Below are 20,421 nucleotides of genomic sequence, written 5' to 3'. Positions count from 1 at the left end.
GAGCGCGCGAATCCCCTTCTACTTATCGGAAGAGATACGCCAGACTATAGTCAGTTAAGTCTAAAAAAAGCCATTTTGGCACACCCCCATGGTCGCAAGCACGCCGTTACCGCGCACTCTCGATGCCTGGCTCAAGCAGTTGGACGGCCAGCTGTTGCCCATCGCGGCCCATCACCATCAGCAGGTGCGCCGCGCACTGGGTGACAGCCGCCGCTCGCTGCGCGAGATTGCCGACCTGATGCAGGACAGCCCGGCGCTGGTGCTCAGCGTGCTGCGCGAGGCCAACAGCAAGGGCAGTACCCTGGGCGAAGCGGCGGAAAGCCTGGAAACGGCCCTGACCCGCCTGGGCCTCAAGCGCGCCGAAGAGCTGCTGGCTCGCCTGCCTGCCCGAGCCCTCACGGACATCCCCTTGCCGCTTCGGCAGATCCAGCTGATCAGCCAGCATGCCGCCCACCAGGCCAACGGCCTGTTCGCCGCGCGCCTGGCGCGCCTGTGGCAGGAAATCCATTGGGGCAGCCTGCTGTTTCTATCCCCCGTATGGGTCCTGCTGGCCGCTCACCCCCATCTGTTCGAAGCCTGGGAACAGCGCGTGCTGATCAACGGCGAGCCGCCGGTCAAGGTCGAGCGCGACATGCTCGGCGTCGCGCTGTTCGATCTGTGCCTGGCGCTGGCCGAACGCTGGCGCCTGCCGGCGTGGATCATCCAGGGTTATCGCCTGCTGATCGATGACCGCCGGCTGCTGGGCAAGGCCCTGCACCTGGCGCGCCGCCATGACGAACCGCTGCGCCAGCAGCAGGAGCTGGACGCCGACCCGGCCCTGCAGCGCTGGCTCACCCAACCTGCCAACAGCATCCTGCTGGCCAATGTGCTCGCCGTATCGGCGCACAACGCCTGGAGCGGCCCGCATACCAAGCGCTGGCACGGGCTCAACAGCCTGTACCTGCAGTTGCCGCTCGGCGAACTGCAACAGCAGATCCACCAGAACGCGGCGCACAGCGCACGGCAACTGGATACCGTCGGCCTCTGGCACCCTGCCGAAGCCTTGCTGTGGCCGTGGAATGCCCGTCACTTTCAAGCGCCCAAAGCGGCCGCGCCCCCCCAGGTCAGTGACTGGCGACAGCTGTGTGGCCAATTGCTCGCCCAGCCCTCGGCATTCAGCAACGTGCAGCAGCTCACCACTTGCGCCCGCCAGGCGGTGCAGGCCGCCGGTTTGTCACGGGTGGTAATGCTGCTCGCCGATCGCAGCCACAGCCGCCTCCAGGTGCAACAGCACGCTGGCGTGACGCCCAGCGCCAGCGGCCTGACCCTCGATCCGAAGCAGAGCCAGGTGCTGCGCCGCCTGCTGGAAAAGCCGGCGCAATTGCGTCTTACCCCGGCGAATGTCGCGCAGTTCTCGGCTTTGCTGCCCGGCGACCTGAAAGCCCTGCTGCCCAGCGAACACCTGCTGATCCGCTCCCTGGCCAGCAACCAACGGGTGGTGATGCTGCTGTTCGCCGACCAGAGTGGCCAGCCGATCGGCGACACCATCGCGCAGGCCTTCACCAAGACCGGCCAATGCATCGAGCGCGCGCTGGACACCTTCAGCAAACGTCAGCGTTGAGCGGCGCCGCTTTGGCGCATTCTTCTGCGCTACAATCGCCCCTTTAATTCCGCCAACGAGGCCTGTATGACAGCCTTCGACGAATTGCCGCTGGTCATAGAGCCGGCGGATCTCGCCGCACGCCTGCAAGCGCCCGAGCTGATCCTGGTCGATCTGAGCAGCCACCAGCGTTATCTGGCCGGCCACATTCCCGGTGCCCGCTTCGTCGACGGCAAGCGCACGCAGTCCAGCAAGCCGCCGGCCCCCGGCCTGCTGCCCGAGCTGGCGCAACTCGAGGCACTGTTCAGCGAGCTGGGCCACCATCCACACGCGACCTACGTGGTGTACGACGACGAGGGCGGTGGCTGGGCCGGCCGGTTCATCTGGCTGCTGGACGTGATCGGCCACTCGCGCTACCACTTTCTCAATGGCGGCCTGACCGCCTGGCAAGCCGAAGGCCGGCCGCTGAGCCAGGACACGCCGGCGCCGCAGCACACGGCGGTGTCGCTGTCGCTCAGCGACGAGCCGACGGCCAGCGCCAGCTACCTGCAATCGCGCCTGGGCGCCGCCGACCTGGCCATCTGGGATGCACGCTCGGCCGAGGAGTACCGCGGCGAAAAGGTGCAGGCCGCACGGGGTGGGCACATCCCCGGCGCGATTCACTTCGAGTGGACTGCGGGCATGGATCCCGCCCGTGGCCTGCGCATCCGCCAGGACATCGCCGAGCAGTTGAACCAGTTGGGGCTGAGCGCCGACAAGGAAATCATCACCCATTGCCAGAGCCATCGCCGCTCCGGCTTCACCTACCTGGTCGCCAAGGCCCTGGGCTACCCGCGGGTCAAGGCCTACGCCGGCTCCTGGGGCGAGTGGGGCAACCTGACCGACACACCTGTCGAACGTTGAGTTCGACCTGACTGTCCATTCTCATATGCCCGGCAAGCATGGCCGGGCAGCCAAGGAATAACGATGAAAGAACGCCTGTTTATCCTCAGCCAGCACCTGACCCCGCACCACCTGCTGTCGCGCCTGATCGGCTGCGCCGCGGAGTGCCGTGCTGCCTGGTTCAAGAACCGCCTGATCGGCTGGTTCGCCAAGCAGTACCAGGTCGACATGAGCGAGGCACAGGTCGAAGACCTCACCGCCTACGAGCATTTCAACGCCTTCTTCACCCGTGCCCTCAAGGAAGGCGCCCGGCCGCTGGACAACCAGCCCGGCGCCGTTCTGAGCCCCGCCGATGGCGCGATCAGCCAGCTGGGCCGCATCGAACATGGCCGGGTATTCCAGGCCAAGGGCCACAGCTACAGCGTGACCGAGCTGCTGGGCGGTGACAGCGCGCGCGCCGCTCCCTTCATGGGTGGCGACTTCGCCACCGTGTACCTGTCGCCCAAGGATTATCACCGCGTGCATATGCCGCTGGCCGGCACCCTGCGCGAGATGATCTACGTGCCGGGTCGGCTGTTCTCCGTCAACCAGACCACCGCGGAAAACGTCCCCGAGCTGTTCGCCCGCAACGAGCGCGTGGTGTGCCTGTTCGATACCGAGCGCGGGCCGATGGCCGTGGTACTGGTTGGCGCGATGATCGTCGCCTCCATCGAAACCGTGTGGGCCGGGCTGATCACGCCGCCCAAGCGCGAGCTGAAAACCGTGCGCTACGACGAAGCCGCGCGGGCGCCGATCAGCCTGGCAAAAGGTGCCGAGCTGGGCCGCTTCAAGCTGGGTTCCACGGCCATCGTGCTGTTCGGCCCCGAGCAGGTGAAATGGGCCGAAGAGCTGGGTGCCAATAGCCCGGTGCGCATGGGCCAACTGCTTGGCCAATGAACCGTTCACCCATCCCGCAGCCCCGGCCCGTGGCGCGGCAAAGGCTGCGATGATGGCCGGATGCTGCTAGAGTCGCTGCACCCTGACCAACGAGTCGCTCGAATGCTGGCGCTGGAGTAACGAAGCTAGATGGATAAACAGAGCCCCCACCTTTTGCTCCGCGTCCCGACGCCGACCAAGCAGGGCCTGACTTTCTGCGACGCCACGCCACGTGACCTGAAACGCTGGATCGCCGGCCTGCCCAAGGCCAATATCGGCGAAACCGCCCGCCAGTTGTACCAGGCGCTGATCGAGCTCAACCAACTGCTGACCCCGTCGGACAATCGTATCCAGCTGCTCGAGCTGCTGCGTCCCGAAGTGTATTTCGTCTGCCAGCACCTGGAGCGCCACTTCCTCAACCAGGCCATCGTGCTCGATGAGCGTCCGCGCAAGGTCGCCAACCTCTGCCAGGCGTTGCAGAACCACCTGGCCATCGGTTACAAACTGATCATCTCGCGCCTGGCCACGCAGCCCAACCGCGAGCGCAATGCGCTGCTCGGCACCGCGTTGCAACGCGCCGTGCACAGCCTCAACGGCCCGCTGATTCGCACCAGCCAATTGTATTGCCCGGTGCCCGAAGGCCTGTGGCTGGAGCTGCACCAGCTGTACCTGATTGCCCGTCGACACGAGTTGCACAGGGTGGTGATTCGCGACCCGTTGGCCCGCCATACCCAGGGAATGAGCGTCGAGCAGGGCTATATCGTTGCCCTGCTGATCGGTTGCTCGCGCTGCAACCAGATGCGCCAGAGCGCCATTGCCCGCCTGGCCGAAGCCCTGGAAGCCTGGAGCACGCTGGTCAACCTGCAGGGCGGCGGCCAGCCGACCAGCATCTTCGCCGTGGCGCCGCAACTGGACGGCCCGCCGCGCTACACCTCGCTGTTTCAGCCAAGCGAGCTGCAGGGTGCCCTGGGCATCGACCCTACCCCCCTGGTCGATGCCATCAAGGATCACCTGGAGCTGCTGCCCGAGGAGCGCCCTCGCTCGCGCCTGTCGGTACCCGAGGGTTTCAGCGTGGACATGCTGCAGCATGCCGCCGCGGCCTGGGGGGATATCTCCGAGCGTACCTTCCAGCGCACCCAGGGCACTGGCAGCATGACCCTGTGCATCGGCATGAGCGCCCTGAATTACTACCTGGCCAACGGCCGTGCGTTCAGCGAAATTCTCAAGCAGCAGGTCGACACCACCGCGTCGTTCAAGCCGCTGAGCGGCGAGCCCGACGTCTGGGCCAACGCCCACGACGCGCGCCGCGTCAACGATTGGGACAACGGCTTGCCCTTCGAAGAGATCGAATACCCCAAACCCGCTTCCGAGCAGGACGAACAAGCCAACGCGGTGGAAAGCTACCCGACCTTCGCCTTGTCCATCGTCAACCACAGCCCCGGCGGCTATTGCCTGTCGTGGCCCAAGGAAGTACCCAGCCAGCTGCAGGCCGGCGAGATTCTCGGCATCCGCGACAACCCCCAGCAGGGCTGGAGCGTCGCCGTGGTGCGCTGGATCCGCCAGGTACGCGGTGGCGGTACGCAGATGGGCATCGAGCTGATCGCCCCCCACGCGCAGTCCTGTGGCCTGCAACTGGTGCGCAAGACCGAGCAGAACAGCCAGTACCTGCGCGCCCTGCTGCTGCCGGAAATCGCCGCCATCTCGCGGCCGGCCACGCTGATCACCCCGCGCCTGCCGTTCCAGGAAGGCAGCAAGGTGCTGATCAACATCAACGGCAAGGAGCGCCGCGCGGTGCTCAGCCAGAAGCAGGTCAGCACCGGCAGTTTCAGCCAGTTCGAGTACCACGATCTGGAGCAGAAAGCCGCGCACCACGCGACCTCCGTCACAGCCTCCGGTACCCAGCGACCTGCCGGGGAGGAAGACTTTGACTCACTCTGGAAGTCGCTGTAGATTGCCGGGAAACCCTAATTTCCCGCCCTCTTCTGCTGTTTTATCGCAGATTCGACTTCGCTAATGGCCATCGAAAAGAAAACCATCCGCCTGCTGATTCTCGAAGACTCGCAGAATGAGGCCGAGCGTCTCGTCAGCCTGTTCCGCAATGCCGGTAACGCCACCCGCGTGCACCGCCTGATTTCCCCTGAAGACCTGCTCGAAGCGCTCAAACACAACTGGGATCTGCTGATCTGTTCGCCGGCCAGCGACTGCCTCGATCCCCATGAAGCGCTCGCCAGCATCCGCAAGCAGGGCAAGGACATTCCGATCATCATGCTGCTGGCCGACAACGAGCCGGACAGCGTCACCGAAGCGCTGATGCTCGGCGCCCAGGATGCCCTGCCCCAGGGTGAAGACGAGCGCCTGGTGCTGGTCGCCCGCCGCGAACTGGTCAACCTCGAGGAGCGCCGCGCCCGCCGCGCTGCCGAAGTAGCCCTGCGCGAAGCCGAGAAACGCTGCCAGTTGCTGCTCGACAGCTCGGTCGACGCCATCGCCTACGTGCACGATGGCATGCACATCTATGCCAACCGCGCCTACCTGGAGCTGTTCGGCTTCGATGACGCCGAAGAGCTCGAAGGCCTGCCGATGATCGACCTGATCGGCGCCAGCGATCAGGGAGCCTTCAAGGAATTCCTCAAGAACCACCAGCAGATGGACAACCACGAGCTCGGCTGCGCCGGTGTGCGCACCGACGACAGCAGCTTCCCGGCGCGCATCAGCCTGTCGCCGGCGGCCTACGATGGCGAGCCGTGCATTCAAGTGGTGATCCGCGCGGAAACCGCCAACGCCGAGCTGGAAGAGAAGCTGCGCGAGATCAGCAGCCTGGATCTAGTCACCGGCCTGTACAACCGCACCCACTTCCTCGAACTGATGGACCAGGCCGCCCACCGCGCCGTCCATGACGAGCAGCCGGCCAGCCTGGCCTACATTCGCGTCGACCGCTACGCCGCCCTGCTCGCCGACATGGGCCTGGGCGCCATCGACCTGCTGCTCACCGACCTGGCCACCCTGCTGCGCGCCCACTTCCCGCAGGACGCGCAACTGGCGCGCTTCGGCGACGACGTGTTCGCCGTGCTGCAGACCGGCCTGTCGCCGCAGCAGCAGCGCCCGCTGCTCGAAGCCCTGCTGAAGAAGGCCGAAGCGCACCTGTTCGATATCAACGGGCGCACCGCGCAGACCACGCTGTCCATCGGCGTGGCCGGCCTCAACGAGACCACGCCCAAGGCCGGGGAAGTCATCGACCGCGCGCAGCGCTGTGCTGACCAACTCGACGAGCCCGGCACCCTCAAGCTGTTCGACCCGGCCCAGGAACTGGCCGCCGCCGCCAGCCGTGGCAGCGTGGTGGCGATGGTGCAGCAGGCGCTGGAACAGAACAGCTTCCGCCTGTTGTTCCAGCCGGTTATCAGCCTGCGCGGCGACGAGCACGAGCACTACGAGGTGCTGCTACGCCTGCTCAGCCCGTCCGGCGAGGAAGTGCCGCCAGATGAATTCCTCGCCGTGGCCAGGGACTCGGGCATGGGTGAGAAGATCGACCGCTGGGTGATCCTCAGCTCGATCAAGCTGCTGGCCGATCACCGTTCCAAGGGCCACGCGACGCGCCTGTTCGTGCACCTGTCCAGCGCCAGCCTGCAGGATCCGACGTTGCTGGCATGGCTGAGCGTGGCGTTGAAAGCCGCACGGCTGCCGTCCGACGCCCTGGTGTTCCAGTTCAGCGAGCCGGATGCGGTCACCTACCTGAAGCAGGCCAAGGCACTGGCCCAGGGCCTCAAGGACCTGCATTGCCACCTGGCGCTGAGCCAGTTCGGCTGCGCCCTGAATCCGTTCAACACGCTGCGTCACCTGCCGGTCGACTTCGTCAAGGTGGATGGCTCGTTCACCAAGGAGCTGGGCGATCCGGTCAATCAGGAAAACCTGAAAACCATGCTGGCCAGCCTGCACAGCCAGGCCAAGCTGACCATCGTGCCATTCGTGGAATCGGCCAGCGTGCTGGCCACCCTGTGGCAGGCGGGTACCAACTACATCCAGGGCTACTACCTGCAGGGCCCGAGCCAGTCGATGGACTACAACTTCTCGTCGGACGACTGACCGACGGGGCAGCCTGGCTGCCCCGCTCGCGCCTCAGATACCTTAGAATCTGGTCATAATCTTTCAGCCCGGGTTCGTCGATTTTGGCAGCTAAGTGGCGGGAGCGGCCGTTCGGCCGCTTTGCCTTTATGGTGCTCCTCGTGCCACAGAATTATCAGACGACACCAATCGCCCCTTCAGGAGGCCGAGCGGAATCGTTGTGGAGAGGGTTGAGCGACATGGATGTCGCGAGAGCCGCGATGGGCCAGGGACGGCCCTTCGCGGCGTGCCCTCGGAACAATGATGGAGCGAGGGAACCCCAGCGCAGCTGGGGCCGGATGCCGGGGCTAGACCTTTTGGTTTCTTTTGGGGCGATGCCAAAAGAAACCCGCTCGTCAGAGCGGAACCGGACGTATGAGCAACGCGATAACGATGGAAAACCACAGCTCACGCATCGCATGTGGAACGTAAAGAACTTGCGGCTAAAGCCCCCCTTCCGAGTCACGCGAACGTCCGCTCTCGCCTTGTAGTTGCCGCTTCATGCGCACAAAGATCGTGAGCAGGTTCTTAGCGCTGCAGATCGCGCTCGTGCACACCCAGCAGATACAACACACCATCCAGGCCCAGGGTCGAGATCGCCTGCCTGGCCGACTGTTTCACCAGCGGCTTGGCACGAAACGCTACCCCGAGACCGGCGATGGCCAGCATCGGCAGGTCGTTGGCACCATCACCCACGGCGATGGTCTGCTCCAGCTGCAAGCCTTCCCTGTGCGCCAGCTCGCGCAGCAGATCGGCCTTGCGCTGGGCATCGACGATCGGCTCGACGGCGACACCGGTGACCTTGCCATCGACCACCGCCAGCTCGTTGGCGAACACGTAGTCGATGCCCAGCTTGGCCTGCAGCTGGTTGGCGAAGTAGCTGAAGCCGCCGGAGAGGATGGCGGTCTTGTAGCCCAGGCGCTTGAGCTCGGCGAACAGCCGCTCGGCGCCTTCGGTCAGGCGCAGCGAGGCGCCGATCTCGTCGAGCACGCCGACGTCCAGGCCCTTGAGCAGCGCCAGGCGCTCCTTGAAGCTGGCGCGAAAATCCAGCTCGCCGCGCATCGCCCGCTCGGTGATCGCCGACACCTTGTCACCGATACCGGCAGCCTTGGCCAGCTCGTCGATCACTTCGGCTTCGATCAGCGTCGAGTCCATGTCGAACACTGCCAGGCGGCGGTGACGGCGCTGCAACGAGTCGGCCTGGAAGGCGATGTCCACGCCCAGCTCATCGGCGGCGCGGAGGAACTCGGCGCGCAGCCCGGCGGCATCGCCGGGCTCGCCACGCAGGGAGAACTCGATGCAGGCGTTGCCCGGCTGCGCACCAAGCGCCACCGGCAGGGACAGCCGCTCGATACGTTCGATAGCCAGGCCCTGCTCGGTGCTCAGCGCACTGACGCGCTGCACCTGCTCGGCCGTGACCTGACGGCTCAGCAGGGTGACGATATGCCGCTCGCGCCCCTGCCCCTCGACCCAGCGCCGGTAATCGGCTTCATCGACCTGGGTAAAAAGCGCCTGCTGGCCCAGTTCCTGCGCCGTGCTCAGCACCGCCCTGGACAGCGCTGGCGTCTGCGTGCCATCGGCCACCTCGATCAGGATGCCCAGCGATGCAGCGCCGTGCACGGCAGCCTGGGCGATATCGAGGATGTTGACGCCAGCCTGGGCCAGCACGCCGGTAATGGCGGCAGTGAGGCCAGGCCGATCTTCACCGGTAACCTTGATCAGGACGATTTCGCGCAAGACGTACTCCGGGGCTCGCAGGACTATGAACGGTCTGCCGAACGGCAATGTGCAGCAGGGCCGGTGAAAAAACGCACATTCTAACCATTTCAGCCCCCTACGGGTACGCGCAGCGCTTTGCCCTGTGCGGGCCGCTCGCTATACTGCGCGCCACTTCCAGTCAACGAGAGCCGAGCTCTGTGAACCGGCCCGCCCCCGTAAAGCCCGACAATTTCTTCCTCCTGCTTTTCCGTGCACTGCGCCAACGCCGCGTGCCACTGGCATTGCGCATCGTCAGTCACAGCCTGTTGCTGGTGGCCATGGCGCTGGTGATCTATGCCTGGGTGATCGGCATGCAGTTCAAGCAGGCCATGCAGCAGCAGGCCGAGGCGCTGGGCAGCAGCCTGATCACCCAGACCGCCGCGTCGGCCACCGAACTGCTGGTGTCCAACGACATCCTCAGCCTCAACGTGCTGCTCAATAACCTGGTGAAAAATCCGCTGGTGGCCCATGCGGCCATCTACAGCGTGGACAACCGCATCCTCGCCGAAGCCGGTACCCGCCCCAGCAAGAGCATGCTCGGCGAAACCGAAGGCCTGTATTCGACGCCCATCACCTTTCAGGAGGTGATGGCCGGGCAGCTGCGCATCAGCCTGGACATGCAGCAGTTCGAACAGCCGATGACCATCAGCCTGCAGAGCATGGGCATTCTCAGCCTGATCCTGTTGGCCCTGACCCTGTCGCTGAGCCTGCGCCTGGGCCGGCAGATCTCCACGCCGCTGATGCAGATGCGCGTCTGGCTGCGCGACCCGGACGATTATGCCCCGGGCGGCAACCGCCAGGACGAGATCGGTGACCTGGCGCGCCAGCTGCAGGCACGCCTGGCTCCCGAGAAGCCGGAACCGGAACCCGAGCCGGAATTCGACGACCTCGATGACCTGGGCGACGATTTCCTCGACGACGAGCACGAGGACGACCGCGATGGGCGCGACCAGCGCGCCGCCCCGAGCTTCGCGATGCGTGACCTGCGCGACACCCGCTTCGACAGCGAGGACGACTACGATCCGCCAAGCCGTCGCCGCGACGAGCACGACGACGACGCCTTCGCCGACCTGTACGACGATGAAGACAGCCCGGCCGAGCCCGCACCAGCGGCCCCGCCGAAACCACGCAAGAGCGCGGTGCTGGCCGTTCAACTGGGCGCCCAGGAGCAGCTGCGTCGCTTGCCCCGCAGCCGCCTGATGGAGCTGCTGGAAAGCTATCGCGGCTGCCTGGACAAGGCCGCCACACTCTACAAGGCCGAACTGCACACGCTCAACGATGGCAGCAGCCTGATGCTGTTTCATCACGACACCAGCCAGGACGATTACCTGACCCACGCCATCTGCTGTGGCGAATTGCTGCGCGCCCTCGGCCATGCCCTGCAGATCGAGGTCGCCGACAGCGGCATCACCCTGCACCTGCAACTGGGCCTGACCCTCGGCGAAGGCCTGCAAGGGCTGAGTCAGGGTGACCTGCTGCTCAGCGAAACCGCCCAGGATGCCCTGGCACTCTCGCAGCACAGCCGCAACCTGCTGCTGGTCGAGCGCCGCGTGGCTGAAGATGCCACCCTGCGCCAGCGTGCGCGCATCCGCGCCATCGCCAGCCCCGAGGGCGCCAGCTGCGTCGAGCGCCTGCTCGACCCATACCCGGCGCTGCTCGAACGGCAGATGGCCAAGCTGCGCGAAGAGCGCTAGCGATTCAGCAGTAGAGATGAGAGAGGCCGGCATACATGCCGGCCTCTCTATTTGGGGTTGTTCGACTGCAGGTCACCTATGAGCGGAAGGCGCCCCCGCGATTTTTCGCGGGCACGGACTAGGCGTCCCCGCCCGCTCCCACAAACTGTTAACTGCAGCAATCAGAGTTTGGCAATCGACACTTCGGTGGACTTCACGAAGGCAATCACTTCGCTGCCCACGCCCAGCTCCAGCTCGCGCACGGAACGGGTGGTGATCACCGAGGTGACGATGCCGGCGGCGGTCTGCACGTCGATTTCCGACAGCACGTCGCCTTCGACGATTTCCTTGATGGTGCCCTTGAACTGGTTACGCACGTTGATGGCTTTGATGGTCATGGGTAAATCTCCTGGGTAGTGAGGTGCCCACTCGGGCATGAAGTCAGAGCGCCCAGCGCAGCTGGGTCGGCAGCGGTGAAACCGGGTCGGGCTGCGCCGGCAGCGCAGGTATTTGCAATACGCGATTGAGCACATCGGCCTCCAGGGCCGCCAGGTAGGCAGAGCCACGAGCCCGCGGGCGCGGCAGATCCACCGACAGGTCGAGGCCGATCTCGCCGTCCTCGATAAGGATCACCCGATCCGCCGTCGCCACCGCTTCGCTGACGTCATGGGTGACCAGCAGCACGGTGAAGCCATGCTGCTTCCACAGCCCTTCGATCAGTTGCTGCATCTCGATGCGGGTCAGCGCATCCAGGGCGCCCAGCGGCTCGTCGAGCAGCAGCAGGCGCGGCTCGTGGATCAGCGCACGGGCCAGGGCAACGCGCTGCTTCTGGCCGCCGGATAGCGCAGCCGGCCACTCGTTGGCGCGGTCCGCCAGGCCCACGGCGTCCAGCACCTGCTGGGCCTTGGGCCGCCAATTGCCGGTCAGGCCCAGGCCAACGTTGTCGATCACCCGCTTCCAGGGCAGCAGACGCGCTTCCTGGAACATCAGCCGGGTATCGTCGCGGCTCGCGGCCAGCGGCGCATTGCTCGCCAGCAGTTCACCAGCGGTGGGCTGGTCGAGGCCAGCCAGCAGGCGCAGCAAGGTGCTCTTGCCACAACCACTGCGGCCGACCACGGCGACGAACTGACCGGCTGGAATGTTCAGGTCGATACCCTTGAGCACCTCACGCTCGCCGAAGGATTTACGGATACCGCGAATGGTCAACGGCGTGCCTCGCTTGAGGTCATGCAACGCGTTCAATGGCGCATTCATTTCGCAGCCGCTCCCTGATAAGCCGGGTGCCAGCGCAGCCAGGCACGCTCCAGGCCACGGGCGGCCAGGTCGGCCAGCTTACCGAGCACGGCGTAGAGCAGGATGGCCAACACCACCACGTCGGTCTGCAGGAATTCCCGGGCGTTCATGGCCAGGTAACCGATACCGGCGCTGGCGGAAATGGTTTCCGCGACGATCAGGGTCAGCCACATCAGGCCGAGGGCGAAGCGCACGCCGACCAGAATCGATGGCAACGCGCCAGGCAGGATCACCTGACGGAACAGCGCAAAGCCGGACAGGCCATAGCTGCGCGCCATTTCCACCAACGCCGGGTCGACGTTGCGGATGCCGTGGTAGGTGTTCAGATAGATCGGAAACAGGGTGCCGAGGGCGACCAGGAAGATCTTCGCGCTCTCGTCGATGCCGAACCACAGGATCACCAGCGGGATCAGCGCCAGGTGCGGCACGTTGCGGATCATCTGCACCGAGCTGTCGATCAGCCGCTCGCCCCATGTGGACAGGCCGGTGATGAAACCCAGCACCAGGCCGATACCGCCGCCGATGGCGAAGCCGACAGCGGCGCGCCAGCCGCTGATCGCCAGGTGGGTCCAGATGTCACCGCTGGCGAGCAGCTGCCAGCCGGCCTCGAGCACCGCGCTGGGCGCCGGCAGAATGCGTGTGGACAAGAGCCCGAAGGCCACCGAAGCCTGCCAGGCAACCAGCAGCGCCACCGGCAATGCCCAGGGCGCCAGGCGCAGGGCCAGGCTGTTTAACGACGTGTTGCTCATCGCGTACCTCGACGATCATCGCGAGGGCCGGGCATCTGCGCCCGGCCATTGTTCAACTGGCCGAAGCCGCCTTGGGCAGAATGTCGTTGGCGACCATTTCACCGAACGGGCTCACGTAGTTGGCACCTTCCGGCAGCGCCGGGCGGTTCACCTGCAGATGGGGGAACAGCAGCTCGGCGACGCGGTAGGACTCTTCGAGGTGTGGATAACCGGAGAAGATGAAGGTATCGATGCCCAGCGCGGCGTATTCCTTGACTCGCTCGGCGACCGTGGGGCCATCACCGACCAGCGCGGTACCGGCACCGCCACGCACCAGGCCGACCCCGGCCCACAGGTTGGGTGACACTTCCAGATTGTCCTTGCTGCCGCCGTGCAGGGCGGCCATGCGCTGTTGGCCGACCGAGTCGAAACGCGCCAGGGAGGCCTGGGCGCGGGCGATGGTGTCGTCGTCGACATGGGCGATCAGCTTGTCGGCGGCCTTCCAGGCCTCTTCATTGGTTTCCCGCACGATCACGTGCAGGCGAATGCCAAAGCGCACTTCGCGGCCCTGGGCCTTGGCCTTCTCACGCACCTGGGCGATCTTCTCGGCCACCGCGGCGGGCGGTTCGCCCCAGGTCAGGTACAGCTCGACCTGCTCGGCGGCCAGATCCTGGGCCGCCTCCGACGACCCGCCGAAATACAGCGGCGGGCGTGGCTGCTGGACCGGCGGGTAGAGCAGCTTGGCACCCTTGACCTGAATGTGTTTGCCGTCGTAGTCGACCACTTCGCCTTCCAGCACGCGGCGCCAGATGCGGGTGAATTCGACGGAGGCTTCGTAGCGCTCGGCGTGGGACAGGTTCAGCCCATCACCGGCCAGCTCGTCCGGGTCGCCACCGGTGACCAGGTTGAACAGCGCGCGGCCACCGGACAGACGATCCAGGGTCGCCGCCTGGCGGGCCGCCACGGTCGGCGAAATGATCCCCGGGCGCAGGGCGACGAGGAATTTCAGGCGCTGGGTCACCGGGATCAGCGAGGCGGCGACCAGCCAGGAATCCTCGCAGGAACGCCCGGTGGGAATCAGTACGCCGCCGAAACCGAGGCGGTCAGCCGCCTGGGCGATCTGTTGCAGGTAGCCGTGGTCAACGGCGCGGGCCCCTTGCGAGGTACCGAGGTAATGGCCATCGCCATGGGTGGGCAGGAACCAGAAGATGTTGAGGCTCATGGAGTGGTCTCCTTGGAAATCAGATGCCCCTGCCCAACCGGCGGGGGCGGGAATTTATTGCCCGGCGACCTGGGTGGCCGGCGCGTGCCAGATCACCTCGCTGATGTTCAGCGGCTTGGGGATCAGCTTGAGCGCGGTGAAGGTGTCGGCGATTTTCTGCTGGGCCTCGACCACCTCCGGGGTAATCAGTTGGGCGCCATAGCTCTGCCGCTGCACCGCCAGGCGGGTGATGTCCGCGGACAGGCCGAGCAGCGGTGCGACCTGGGCAACGGTCCGCTCGTTGTTGGCCTTGATCCACTCGCCGATGGCGCGGATTTCCTCGACCAGCGCCTCGATCACTTCCGGGTGCTGCTCGGCGTAGGGGCGGGTCGCCAGGTAGAACTGGTGGTTGCTGACCAGGCCCTTGCCGTCGACCAGGGTGCGGGCCTGCAGTTGTTGCTCGGCAGCCGCCTGGAAGGGATCCCAGATCACCCAGGCGTCGACGCTGCCACGCTCGAACGCGGCGCGGGCATCGGCCGGTGGCAGGTACACGGGCTGGATGTCGCTGTATTTCAGGCCGGCGTCTTCCAGGGCACGGACCAGCAGGTAGTGCACGTTGGAGCCCTTGTTGAGCACGACTTTCTTGCCCTTGAGCTCGGCGACCGATTTGATCGGTGAGTCCTTCGGCACCAGGATGGCTTCGCTGGTCGGCGCGGGCGGCTCGAAAGCCACGTACAGGAGATCCGCGCCAGCGGCCTGGGCGAACACAGGCGGGGTTTCGCCGGTGGTGCCGAAGTCCACCGAGCCGACGTTCAGGCCTTCGAGCAGCTGCGGGCCACCGGGAAACTCGGTCCATTTGACGTCGACGCCCTTGGCCGCCAGGCGTTTTTCCAGGGCACCGTTGGCCTTGAGCAGCACCAGGGTGCCGTACTTCTGGTAGCCGATACGTAGTGTCTCGGCTTGAACTTGAGTAATGGCGCCGAAGGAAATGGCCGCGGCAAACAAGGCGACCAGACTCCGACGCAGGGTGATAGTGCGCATGGCGCTCTCCTCTGCATTGAGTGTGTGGCCACCTGCTGCCTCGTTGACGGGCTAGTAAGGTGGGGCGGCAGCGAACTGCCTGGAATTCAGGTGCGGGTTACCTTAGGCGCTCCAGCGCCCGCTTAGCAGTCGCTCGTTGAGCAGGCCCGGCGCGATGGGCTGGGGCCGGCGATAGAGCGCCTGAGTCAGCTGTTGCAAGGCGTCTTCCAGACGCTGTTCCAGGGCCGGCGACAGGTCGCCGCCGGCCTCGCTGTAGGTAATCTGGCTGTCATCGGCGAACACGCCGTGCAGCACTTCCTGGGCCTTGAGCGCGGACAGCACCGGCTTCAGGGCGTAATCCACCGCCAGCATGTGCGCGTTGCTGCCACCGGTAGCCACCGGCAACACCACCTTGTGCTGCAGCGCGCGCTCGGGCAGAACATCGAGCAAGGTTTTCAGGGCACCGGAGAACGACGCCTTGTACACCGGCGTCGCCACCACCAAACCATCGGCGGCGGTTACATGGGCCTGCAAACCTTGAATGCGCGGGCTGTCGAAGCGGGCGAACAACAGCTCCTCGGCCGCGAAGTCGCGCACCTGGTAGGTCACCACTTCCACGCCGCGGGCCTGCAGCCACTGCCGCGCCTTGCTCAGCAGCACATTGGAGCGCGACTTCAGGCTCGGGCTGCCGCCCAGAAAAACCACCAACATGGGGGCGTCCTTACTTGTTGGGCAGCGGGGTCAGGCGCAGGTATGGCTTTACGGCGCGATAGCCCTTGGGGAAGCGCTGCTTGATCTCGTCTTCGTCCTTGAGCGACGGCACGATCACCACCTCGTCACCGTCCTGCCAGTTGGCCGGCGTGGCCACCTTGTGGCTGTCGGTGAGCTGCAGCGAATCGATCACCCGCAGAATTTCGTGAAAATTGCGTCCGGTGCTCGCCGGGTAGGTGATGGTCAGGCGCACCTTCTTGTTCGGGTCGATGACGAACAGCGAACGCACGGTCAGGGTGTCGTTGGCGTTCGGGTGGATCAGGTCGTAAAGCTCGGACACCTTGCGGTCGGCATCGGCAAGGATCGGGAAGTTGACGGCGGTGTTCTGGGTTTCGTTGATGTCGTCGATCCACTTGATGTGCGAATCGACCGGGTCGACGGACAGGGCGATGGCCTTGACGTTGCGCTTGGCGAACTGGTCCTTGAGCTTGGCGGTGAAGCCCAGCTCGGTGGTGCACACCGGGGTGAAATCGGCCGGGTGAGAGAACAATACGCCCCACTGATTGCCCAGCCACTCGTGGAAACGAATGCGGCCTTCACTGGAGTCCTGCTCGAAGTCGGGGGCGATGTCGCCCAGGCGGATGCTCATGGCTGTGCTCCTCAGGTAAGTGGTTGCGTGGCGCTCACTATGCTGAGGAACAGAAAATATTAAAAAGAATAAATAATGATTTATTTATAACCAAAAGCTCGCCAGCTTTATGGCCAGCGAGCCTGCTGTCATCAGCTCAACCCAGGACTCGCGCTGGGTTGCCAGCCACCTTGGCGCCGGCTGGCACGTCGCGGGTCACCACGCTGCCCGCGCCGATCAGCGCATCGTCGCCAATCGTTACCCCCGGCAGGAGCAACGCCCCGGCGCCGATCCACACATTGCGGCCAATGCTCACCGGTCGGCCGAATTCCAGGCCGGACTCGCGCTCGGCCGGGTCGCGCGGATGATCGGCAGTAAGGATCTGCACACCTGGGCCGATCTGCGTCTTGTCACCGATGCTCACTGCCACCACGTCGAGAATCACGCAGTTGAAGTTGATGAATACGCCGTCGCCCAGGCTGATGTTGAAGCCGTAGTCGCAGTGAAACGGCGAACGCACCACCACGCCCTTGCCGACCGCCGCCAGGCGCTCGCCCAGCACCTGGTTACGCTCGGCCTGGGACAGCCCGAGGTTGCCGTTGTAGCGCGCCAGCCAGGCCACCGTGGCCGCACTTTCGGCTTGCAGTTCCGGGTCACTGGCCAGATAGAGTTCGCCGGTGAGCATCTTGTGTTTTTCACTGAGCGCCATGGCGGGTCGCCTCCTTACGAATGTCCAGTAAAGAGCCCGGGGCAGGGCCGAGGTTCCGGCTAATCGGCCGAAGGTCGCTCGGCGTCGACGAGCAGAAAGTGATGCAGGGCCACCACCGGCAGGTCGGCGATCAGCGCCGCGAAGCCATCGTCCAGCTCGTCGATGCGGGCGTTCTCCGCCTCGTTGAGCCAGCTGCAGATGCTCCACAGCTCGATCGCCTCGGGCTCATCCTCCAGGCGGGCAAATACCGCATACAAATCACACAATGCCTGGCAGGCAGCGGGCAGGCCGATCAAGGTCAGCGCCTGCTGCGCCAGCTCGAAGGTCGGCATGCCCCAGTTGGCGAAGAACTGCATCAGGCCGCCGTTGTAGTAATCGGCCTGCAGGCGCCACAGCACCACCAGATGGCGATCCCGTGGGCTAATCGCCTGCAGCTCCCAGCCGGCCGCATCGAGACGACGCAGGGCCTGATCCTGCAGATCGTCCCAGGCCAGGTCGATGCTGTCGCACTGGCCCGCGCCATGCTGCCGCCAACTGGCGACGAAACCTGCATTCTCCAGTTGCACCTGCTCGCGCTGCTCGGTCGTCAGCCTGTCCAGGCGCAGATAACCGTCGAACTTGAGGGCGAACTGCTGGCCGTTGCGCAGTTGGATGTGCGCGGCCTGGCTATCGACGGCGACGTGTTGGATCTGCAGGCAACCAAGCTCGGCATGCAGGGGATGGCTCATCGGGGCTCCAGCGGGTGATGAAAGCAAGCACGACCATGCCAGAGCGGCGGCGCGAGCGCCAGGCACACTCAGAACAGCTCCAGCTGCCCGCCGATCAGCGCACCGAAGTCGTCATCCACGAACGGCAGGATGGCATCGGCCACCGGTTGCAGCTGCTTGCCCAGGTAATGGCCGTAGTCGATGGGCGCACGGCGCAGCTCCAGGGGCTCCGGGCCGGCGACGCTGATCACGTAGCTGATCCAGCCGCCGCTCTGGTACTGGCGCGGGCGGCCCATTTCGTGGTTATGGGCATCGGCCAGGCGCGCGGCACGCACATGGGGTGGCACGTTGCGCTGGTAGTCGTCGAGGCGCCGGCGCAGACGCTTGCGGTACACCAGGCGCTCGTCGAACTCGCCGGCCAGGGTGCGCTGCACATAATCGCGCACGTAGTCCTGGTAGGGCTGGCCTTTGAAGATGCGCAGGTACAGCTCCTGCTGGAACTGCCGGGCCAGCGGCGACCAGTCGCTGCGCACCGTTTCCAGGCCTTTGTAGACCATTTCCTCGCTGCCATCGGCGCGGCGGATCAGCCCGGCATAGCGCTTCTTGCTGCCCTCCTCCATACCGCGGATGGTGGGCATCAGAAAGCGGCTGAAGTGGGTTTCGAACTGCAGTTCCAGGGCGCTCTGCAAGCCGAACTCGGCCTCCAGGTGCTCGCGCCACCAGGCGTTGACGCCCTGCACCAGGCCACGACCAATGCGCTCGGCATCCGCCTCCGAGTGGGCGCTGCGCAGCCACACGAAGGTGGAATCGGTGTCGCCGTAGATCACCGCGTGGCCTTCGGCCTCGATCAGTTCGCGGGTCCGGCGCATCACCTCATGGCCGCGCAGGGTGATGGACGACGCCAGCCGGGTATCGAAGAAGCGGCAGCCGCTGGAGCCGAGCACGCCGTAGAAGGCGTTCATGATGATCTTCAGCGCCTGGGACAGCGGTGCGTTGCCGGCGCGCTTGGCGGCCTCGCGGCCCTGCCACACGCGCTCGACGATGGCCGGCAGGCAATGCTGGGTGCGCGAGAAGCGCGCGCCGCGGAAACCTGGAATCGAATGCTCATCATCGGGTTGGCGCAGGCCCTCGATCAGCCCCACCGGGTCGATCAGAAAGGTGCGGATCAGCGACGGATACAGGCTCTTGTAATCGAGCACCAGCACCGACTCGTAAAGGCCGGGCCGCGAATCCATGACGAAGCCGCCGGGGCTGGCCTCGGGCGGGCGCTCGCCCTGATTGGGCGCCACGAAACCCTGGCGGTGCATCAACGGCATGTACAGGTGGCTGAAGGCGGCTACCGAGCCGCCGCTGCGATCCACCGGCAGACCGGTGACCGTGGCGCGTTCGAGCAGGAAGGTGAGCAGCTCGGTCCTGGCGAAGATCCGCGTCACCAGCTCGCAGTCCTTGAGGTTGTAGCGGGCCAGGGCCGGCTTGTCCTCGGCGAACATGCGGTTGATCTCGTCCATGCGCTGGTAAGGGTTGTCGATCGCCTTGCCTTCGCCAAGCAGCTGCTGGGCGACGTTCTCCAGGCTGAAGGACTGGAAGCTCCAGGTCGCCGAGCGCAACGCCTCGATGCCATCGATGATCAGCCGCCCCGGCGCGCTGGCGAAGAAATGCTGCTTGGCGCCGTGTTCACGCCAGCTCAGCAGCTCGCCGCTACGGCCCAGGCGCAGCGGCACCTGCAGACGCTGGGCATGTTCGTGCAGCACGCGCAGGTCGAACTGCACGACGTTCCAGCCGATGATGGCGTCCGGGTCATGGCGCTCCAGCCAGCCATTGAGCGCTTCCAGCAATGCGCCGCGGCTGTCCAGGTAAGCGAGGTCGAAGTCCACCTCGGCATCACGGTTCGGCGGGCCAAGCATGTACACCTGACGCTGGCCACAGCCTTCCAGGGCGATGGAATACAGCTCGCCGCGCTCGGTGGTTTCGATATCCAGGGACACCAGCCTGAGCTGCGGGCGGTAGTCCGGCGCCGGTTTGAGCTGGGCATCTATCAGCACACCGTCCGCCGCCTCGGTACCGCCAAACAGCACCGGGGCGGTGATGAAACGCTCCATCAGGTAACGCTCGGGCGGACGGATATCGGCTTCGTAGACATCCACCCCGCCCTGGCGCAGGGTCTGTTCCAGCTGAATCAGCGGGCGCTGCTGAGGGCAGTACAGGCCGAGCACCGGCCGCTGGTGGAAATCACGCAGTTGCAGCGGGCGCAGCGCGAACTGTTGGTCGCCCGCGATCAACGCCTCGGCACGGGCGCGCTGTTCGGCAGGAATGAAGGCCACCGAGGTTTGCGGCGGCAGGCGCACCAGGCGCGGGCCGCTGTCGGTCGACAGCCAGAATTCCACCTGGCTGCCGGCCGGCGTGTCGCGCCAATGCCGGGTCAGGACGAAGCCCTGCTGTAGATCCACCCTGCCACCTCGAATGCCATTCAGGGTGCGATGGTAACCCGCCCGCGCAAGCGCTGCAGAATGGGGTTAAATGGC

At 65.5% G+C, this 20,421-nt stretch carries 17 protein-coding genes; 6 read left to right on the top strand and 11 right to left on the bottom strand.

Features of this window, described 5'->3' with window-relative positions; all coding sequences use genetic code 11:
- Positions 1-88 precede the first annotated feature (88 nt).
- The 5 genes from QYS36_RS01515 (at position 89) to QYS36_RS01495 (ending at position 7,453) form a co-directional block, all read left to right on the top strand.
- Positions 89-1,600 carry an HDOD domain-containing protein gene (locus QYS36_RS01515; RefSeq protein WP_308837813.1) on the top strand — a complete coding sequence of 504 codons (1,512 nt, stop codon included), beginning with the start codon at positions 89-91 and terminating at the stop codon, positions 1,598-1,600.
- Between the two features lie 66 nt (positions 1,601-1,666).
- On the top strand, positions 1,667-2,482 hold the full coding sequence (locus QYS36_RS01510; RefSeq protein ID WP_308837812.1) for a rhodanese-like domain-containing protein: 816 nt from the start codon (positions 1,667-1,669) through the stop codon (positions 2,480-2,482).
- A gap of 57 nt (positions 2,483-2,539) precedes the next feature.
- Positions 2,540-3,397 carry an archaetidylserine decarboxylase gene (gene asd, locus QYS36_RS01505; RefSeq protein WP_308837868.1) on the top strand — a complete coding sequence of 286 codons (858 nt, stop codon included), beginning with the start codon at positions 2,540-2,542 and terminating at the stop codon, positions 3,395-3,397.
- Positions 3,398-3,526: 129 nt separating this feature from the next.
- Positions 3,527-5,326, top strand: coding sequence for a molecular chaperone (locus tag QYS36_RS01500; RefSeq protein WP_308837811.1), 1,800 nt, complete (start codon positions 3,527-3,529; stop codon positions 5,324-5,326).
- A gap of 63 nt (positions 5,327-5,389) precedes the next feature.
- Positions 5,390-7,453 (top strand): EAL domain-containing protein, encoded by a 2,064-nt coding sequence (locus QYS36_RS01495; RefSeq protein ID WP_308837810.1) that lies wholly within the window; start codon positions 5,390-5,392, stop codon positions 7,451-7,453.
- A 546-nt stretch (positions 7,454-7,999) separates the two neighbouring features.
- Here the strand turns inward: QYS36_RS01495 and serB are convergent.
- On the bottom strand, positions 8,000-9,208 hold the full coding sequence (gene serB / locus QYS36_RS01490; protein WP_308837809.1) for a phosphoserine phosphatase SerB: 1,209 nt from the start codon (positions 9,206-9,208) through the stop codon (positions 8,000-8,002).
- Between the two features lie 179 nt (positions 9,209-9,387).
- Between serB and QYS36_RS01485 the strand changes: the two genes are divergently transcribed.
- Positions 9,388-10,923, top strand: a complete 1,536-nt coding sequence (locus QYS36_RS01485) for an AhpA/YtjB family protein (RefSeq protein WP_308837808.1) — start codon at positions 9,388-9,390, stop codon at positions 10,921-10,923.
- Between the two features lie 161 nt (positions 10,924-11,084).
- On the opposite strand, the gene QYS36_RS01480 is transcribed toward QYS36_RS01485, so the two are convergent.
- The 10 genes from QYS36_RS01480 to QYS36_RS01435 all read right to left on the bottom strand — a co-directional run bounded on the left by QYS36_RS01480 (position 11,085) and on the right by QYS36_RS01435 (position 20,346).
- A complete protein-coding gene (locus tag QYS36_RS01480; protein WP_013793202.1) occupies positions 11,085-11,300 on the bottom strand; it encodes a molybdopterin-binding protein in 216 nt (71 codons plus the stop codon).
- A 43-nt stretch (positions 11,301-11,343) separates the two neighbouring features.
- Positions 11,344-12,156 (bottom strand): aliphatic sulfonates ABC transporter ATP-binding protein, encoded by an 813-nt coding sequence (ssuB, locus tag QYS36_RS01475; RefSeq protein WP_308837807.1) that lies wholly within the window; start codon positions 12,154-12,156, stop codon positions 11,344-11,346.
- Complete coding sequence (gene ssuC / locus QYS36_RS01470) at positions 12,153-12,944, bottom strand: aliphatic sulfonate ABC transporter permease SsuC (RefSeq protein ID WP_192427391.1); 792 nt, start codon at positions 12,942-12,944, stop codon at positions 12,153-12,155. The genes ssuB and ssuC overlap by 4 nt, the downstream gene beginning before the upstream one ends.
- A 52-nt stretch (positions 12,945-12,996) precedes the next feature.
- Complete coding sequence (gene ssuD, locus QYS36_RS01465; protein ID WP_075962910.1) at positions 12,997-14,145, bottom strand: FMNH2-dependent alkanesulfonate monooxygenase; 1,149 nt, start codon at positions 14,143-14,145, stop codon at positions 12,997-12,999.
- Between the two features lie 54 nt (positions 14,146-14,199).
- A complete protein-coding gene (locus QYS36_RS01460; RefSeq protein ID WP_308837806.1) occupies positions 14,200-15,165 on the bottom strand; it encodes a sulfonate ABC transporter substrate-binding protein in 966 nt (321 codons plus the stop codon).
- Positions 15,166-15,267: 102 nt separating this feature from the next.
- A complete protein-coding gene (ssuE, locus tag QYS36_RS01455; RefSeq protein WP_308837805.1) occupies positions 15,268-15,855 on the bottom strand; it encodes an NADPH-dependent FMN reductase in 588 nt (195 codons plus the stop codon).
- Between the two features lie 10 nt (positions 15,856-15,865).
- Complete coding sequence (locus QYS36_RS01450; RefSeq protein WP_308837804.1) at positions 15,866-16,504, bottom strand: peroxiredoxin; 639 nt, start codon at positions 16,502-16,504, stop codon at positions 15,866-15,868.
- Between the two features lie 136 nt (positions 16,505-16,640).
- Positions 16,641-17,192: a sugar O-acetyltransferase gene (locus QYS36_RS01445; protein WP_308837803.1), complete on the bottom strand. Its 552-nt coding sequence runs from the start codon at positions 17,190-17,192 to the stop codon at positions 16,641-16,643.
- 59 nt (positions 17,193-17,251) lie between these two features.
- Positions 17,252-17,920: a DUF4375 domain-containing protein gene (locus QYS36_RS01440; RefSeq protein ID WP_308837802.1), complete on the bottom strand. Its 669-nt coding sequence runs from the start codon at positions 17,918-17,920 to the stop codon at positions 17,252-17,254.
- Positions 17,921-17,988: 68 nt separating this feature from the next.
- Positions 17,989-20,346, bottom strand: coding sequence for a DNA polymerase II (locus QYS36_RS01435; RefSeq protein WP_308837801.1), 2,358 nt, complete (start codon positions 20,344-20,346; stop codon positions 17,989-17,991).
- Positions 20,347-20,421 lie beyond the last annotated feature (75 nt).

Source organism: Pseudomonas sp. G34 (assembly GCF_031119625.1).
Lineage (GTDB): Bacteria > Pseudomonadota > Gammaproteobacteria > Pseudomonadales > Pseudomonadaceae > Aquipseudomonas.
This window is presented reverse-complemented; position numbering and strand designations above follow the sequence as displayed.

Excerpts from the sequence above, each read along its gene's own strand:
- QYS36_RS01515 (WP_308837813.1), top strand. The coding sequence starts at position 89 with ATGGTCGCAAGCACGCCGTTACCGCGCACTCTCGATGCCTGGCTCAAG.
- QYS36_RS01510 (WP_308837812.1), top strand. The coding sequence starts at position 1,667 with ATGACAGCCTTCGACGAATTGCCGCTGGTCATAGAGCCGGCGGATCTC.
- QYS36_RS01500 (WP_308837811.1), top strand. The coding sequence starts at position 3,527 with ATGGATAAACAGAGCCCCCACCTTTTGCTCCGCGTCCCGACGCCGACC.
- QYS36_RS01495 (WP_308837810.1), top strand. The coding sequence starts at position 5,390 with ATGGCCATCGAAAAGAAAACCATCCGCCTGCTGATTCTCGAAGACTCG.
- QYS36_RS01480 (WP_013793202.1), bottom strand. The coding sequence starts at position 11,300 with ATGACCATCAAAGCCATCAACGTGCGTAACCAGTTCAAGGGCACCATC.
- ssuB (WP_308837807.1), bottom strand. The coding sequence starts at position 12,156 with ATGAATGCGCCATTGAACGCGTTGCATGACCTCAAGCGAGGCACGCCG.
- ssuC (WP_192427391.1), bottom strand. The coding sequence starts at position 12,944 with ATGAGCAACACGTCGTTAAACAGCCTGGCCCTGCGCCTGGCGCCCTGG.
- ssuD (WP_075962910.1), bottom strand. The coding sequence starts at position 14,145 with ATGAGCCTCAACATCTTCTGGTTCCTGCCCACCCATGGCGATGGCCAT.
- QYS36_RS01460 (WP_308837806.1), bottom strand. The coding sequence starts at position 15,165 with ATGCGCACTATCACCCTGCGTCGGAGTCTGGTCGCCTTGTTTGCCGCG.
- ssuE (WP_308837805.1), bottom strand. The coding sequence starts at position 15,855 with ATGTTGGTGGTTTTTCTGGGCGGCAGCCCGAGCCTGAAGTCGCGCTCC.
- QYS36_RS01450 (WP_308837804.1), bottom strand. The coding sequence starts at position 16,504 with ATGAGCATCCGCCTGGGCGACATCGCCCCCGACTTCGAGCAGGACTCC.
- QYS36_RS01445 (WP_308837803.1), bottom strand. The coding sequence starts at position 17,192 with ATGGCGCTCAGTGAAAAACACAAGATGCTCACCGGCGAACTCTATCTG.
- QYS36_RS01440 (WP_308837802.1), bottom strand. The coding sequence starts at position 17,920 with ATGAGCCATCCCCTGCATGCCGAGCTTGGTTGCCTGCAGATCCAACAC.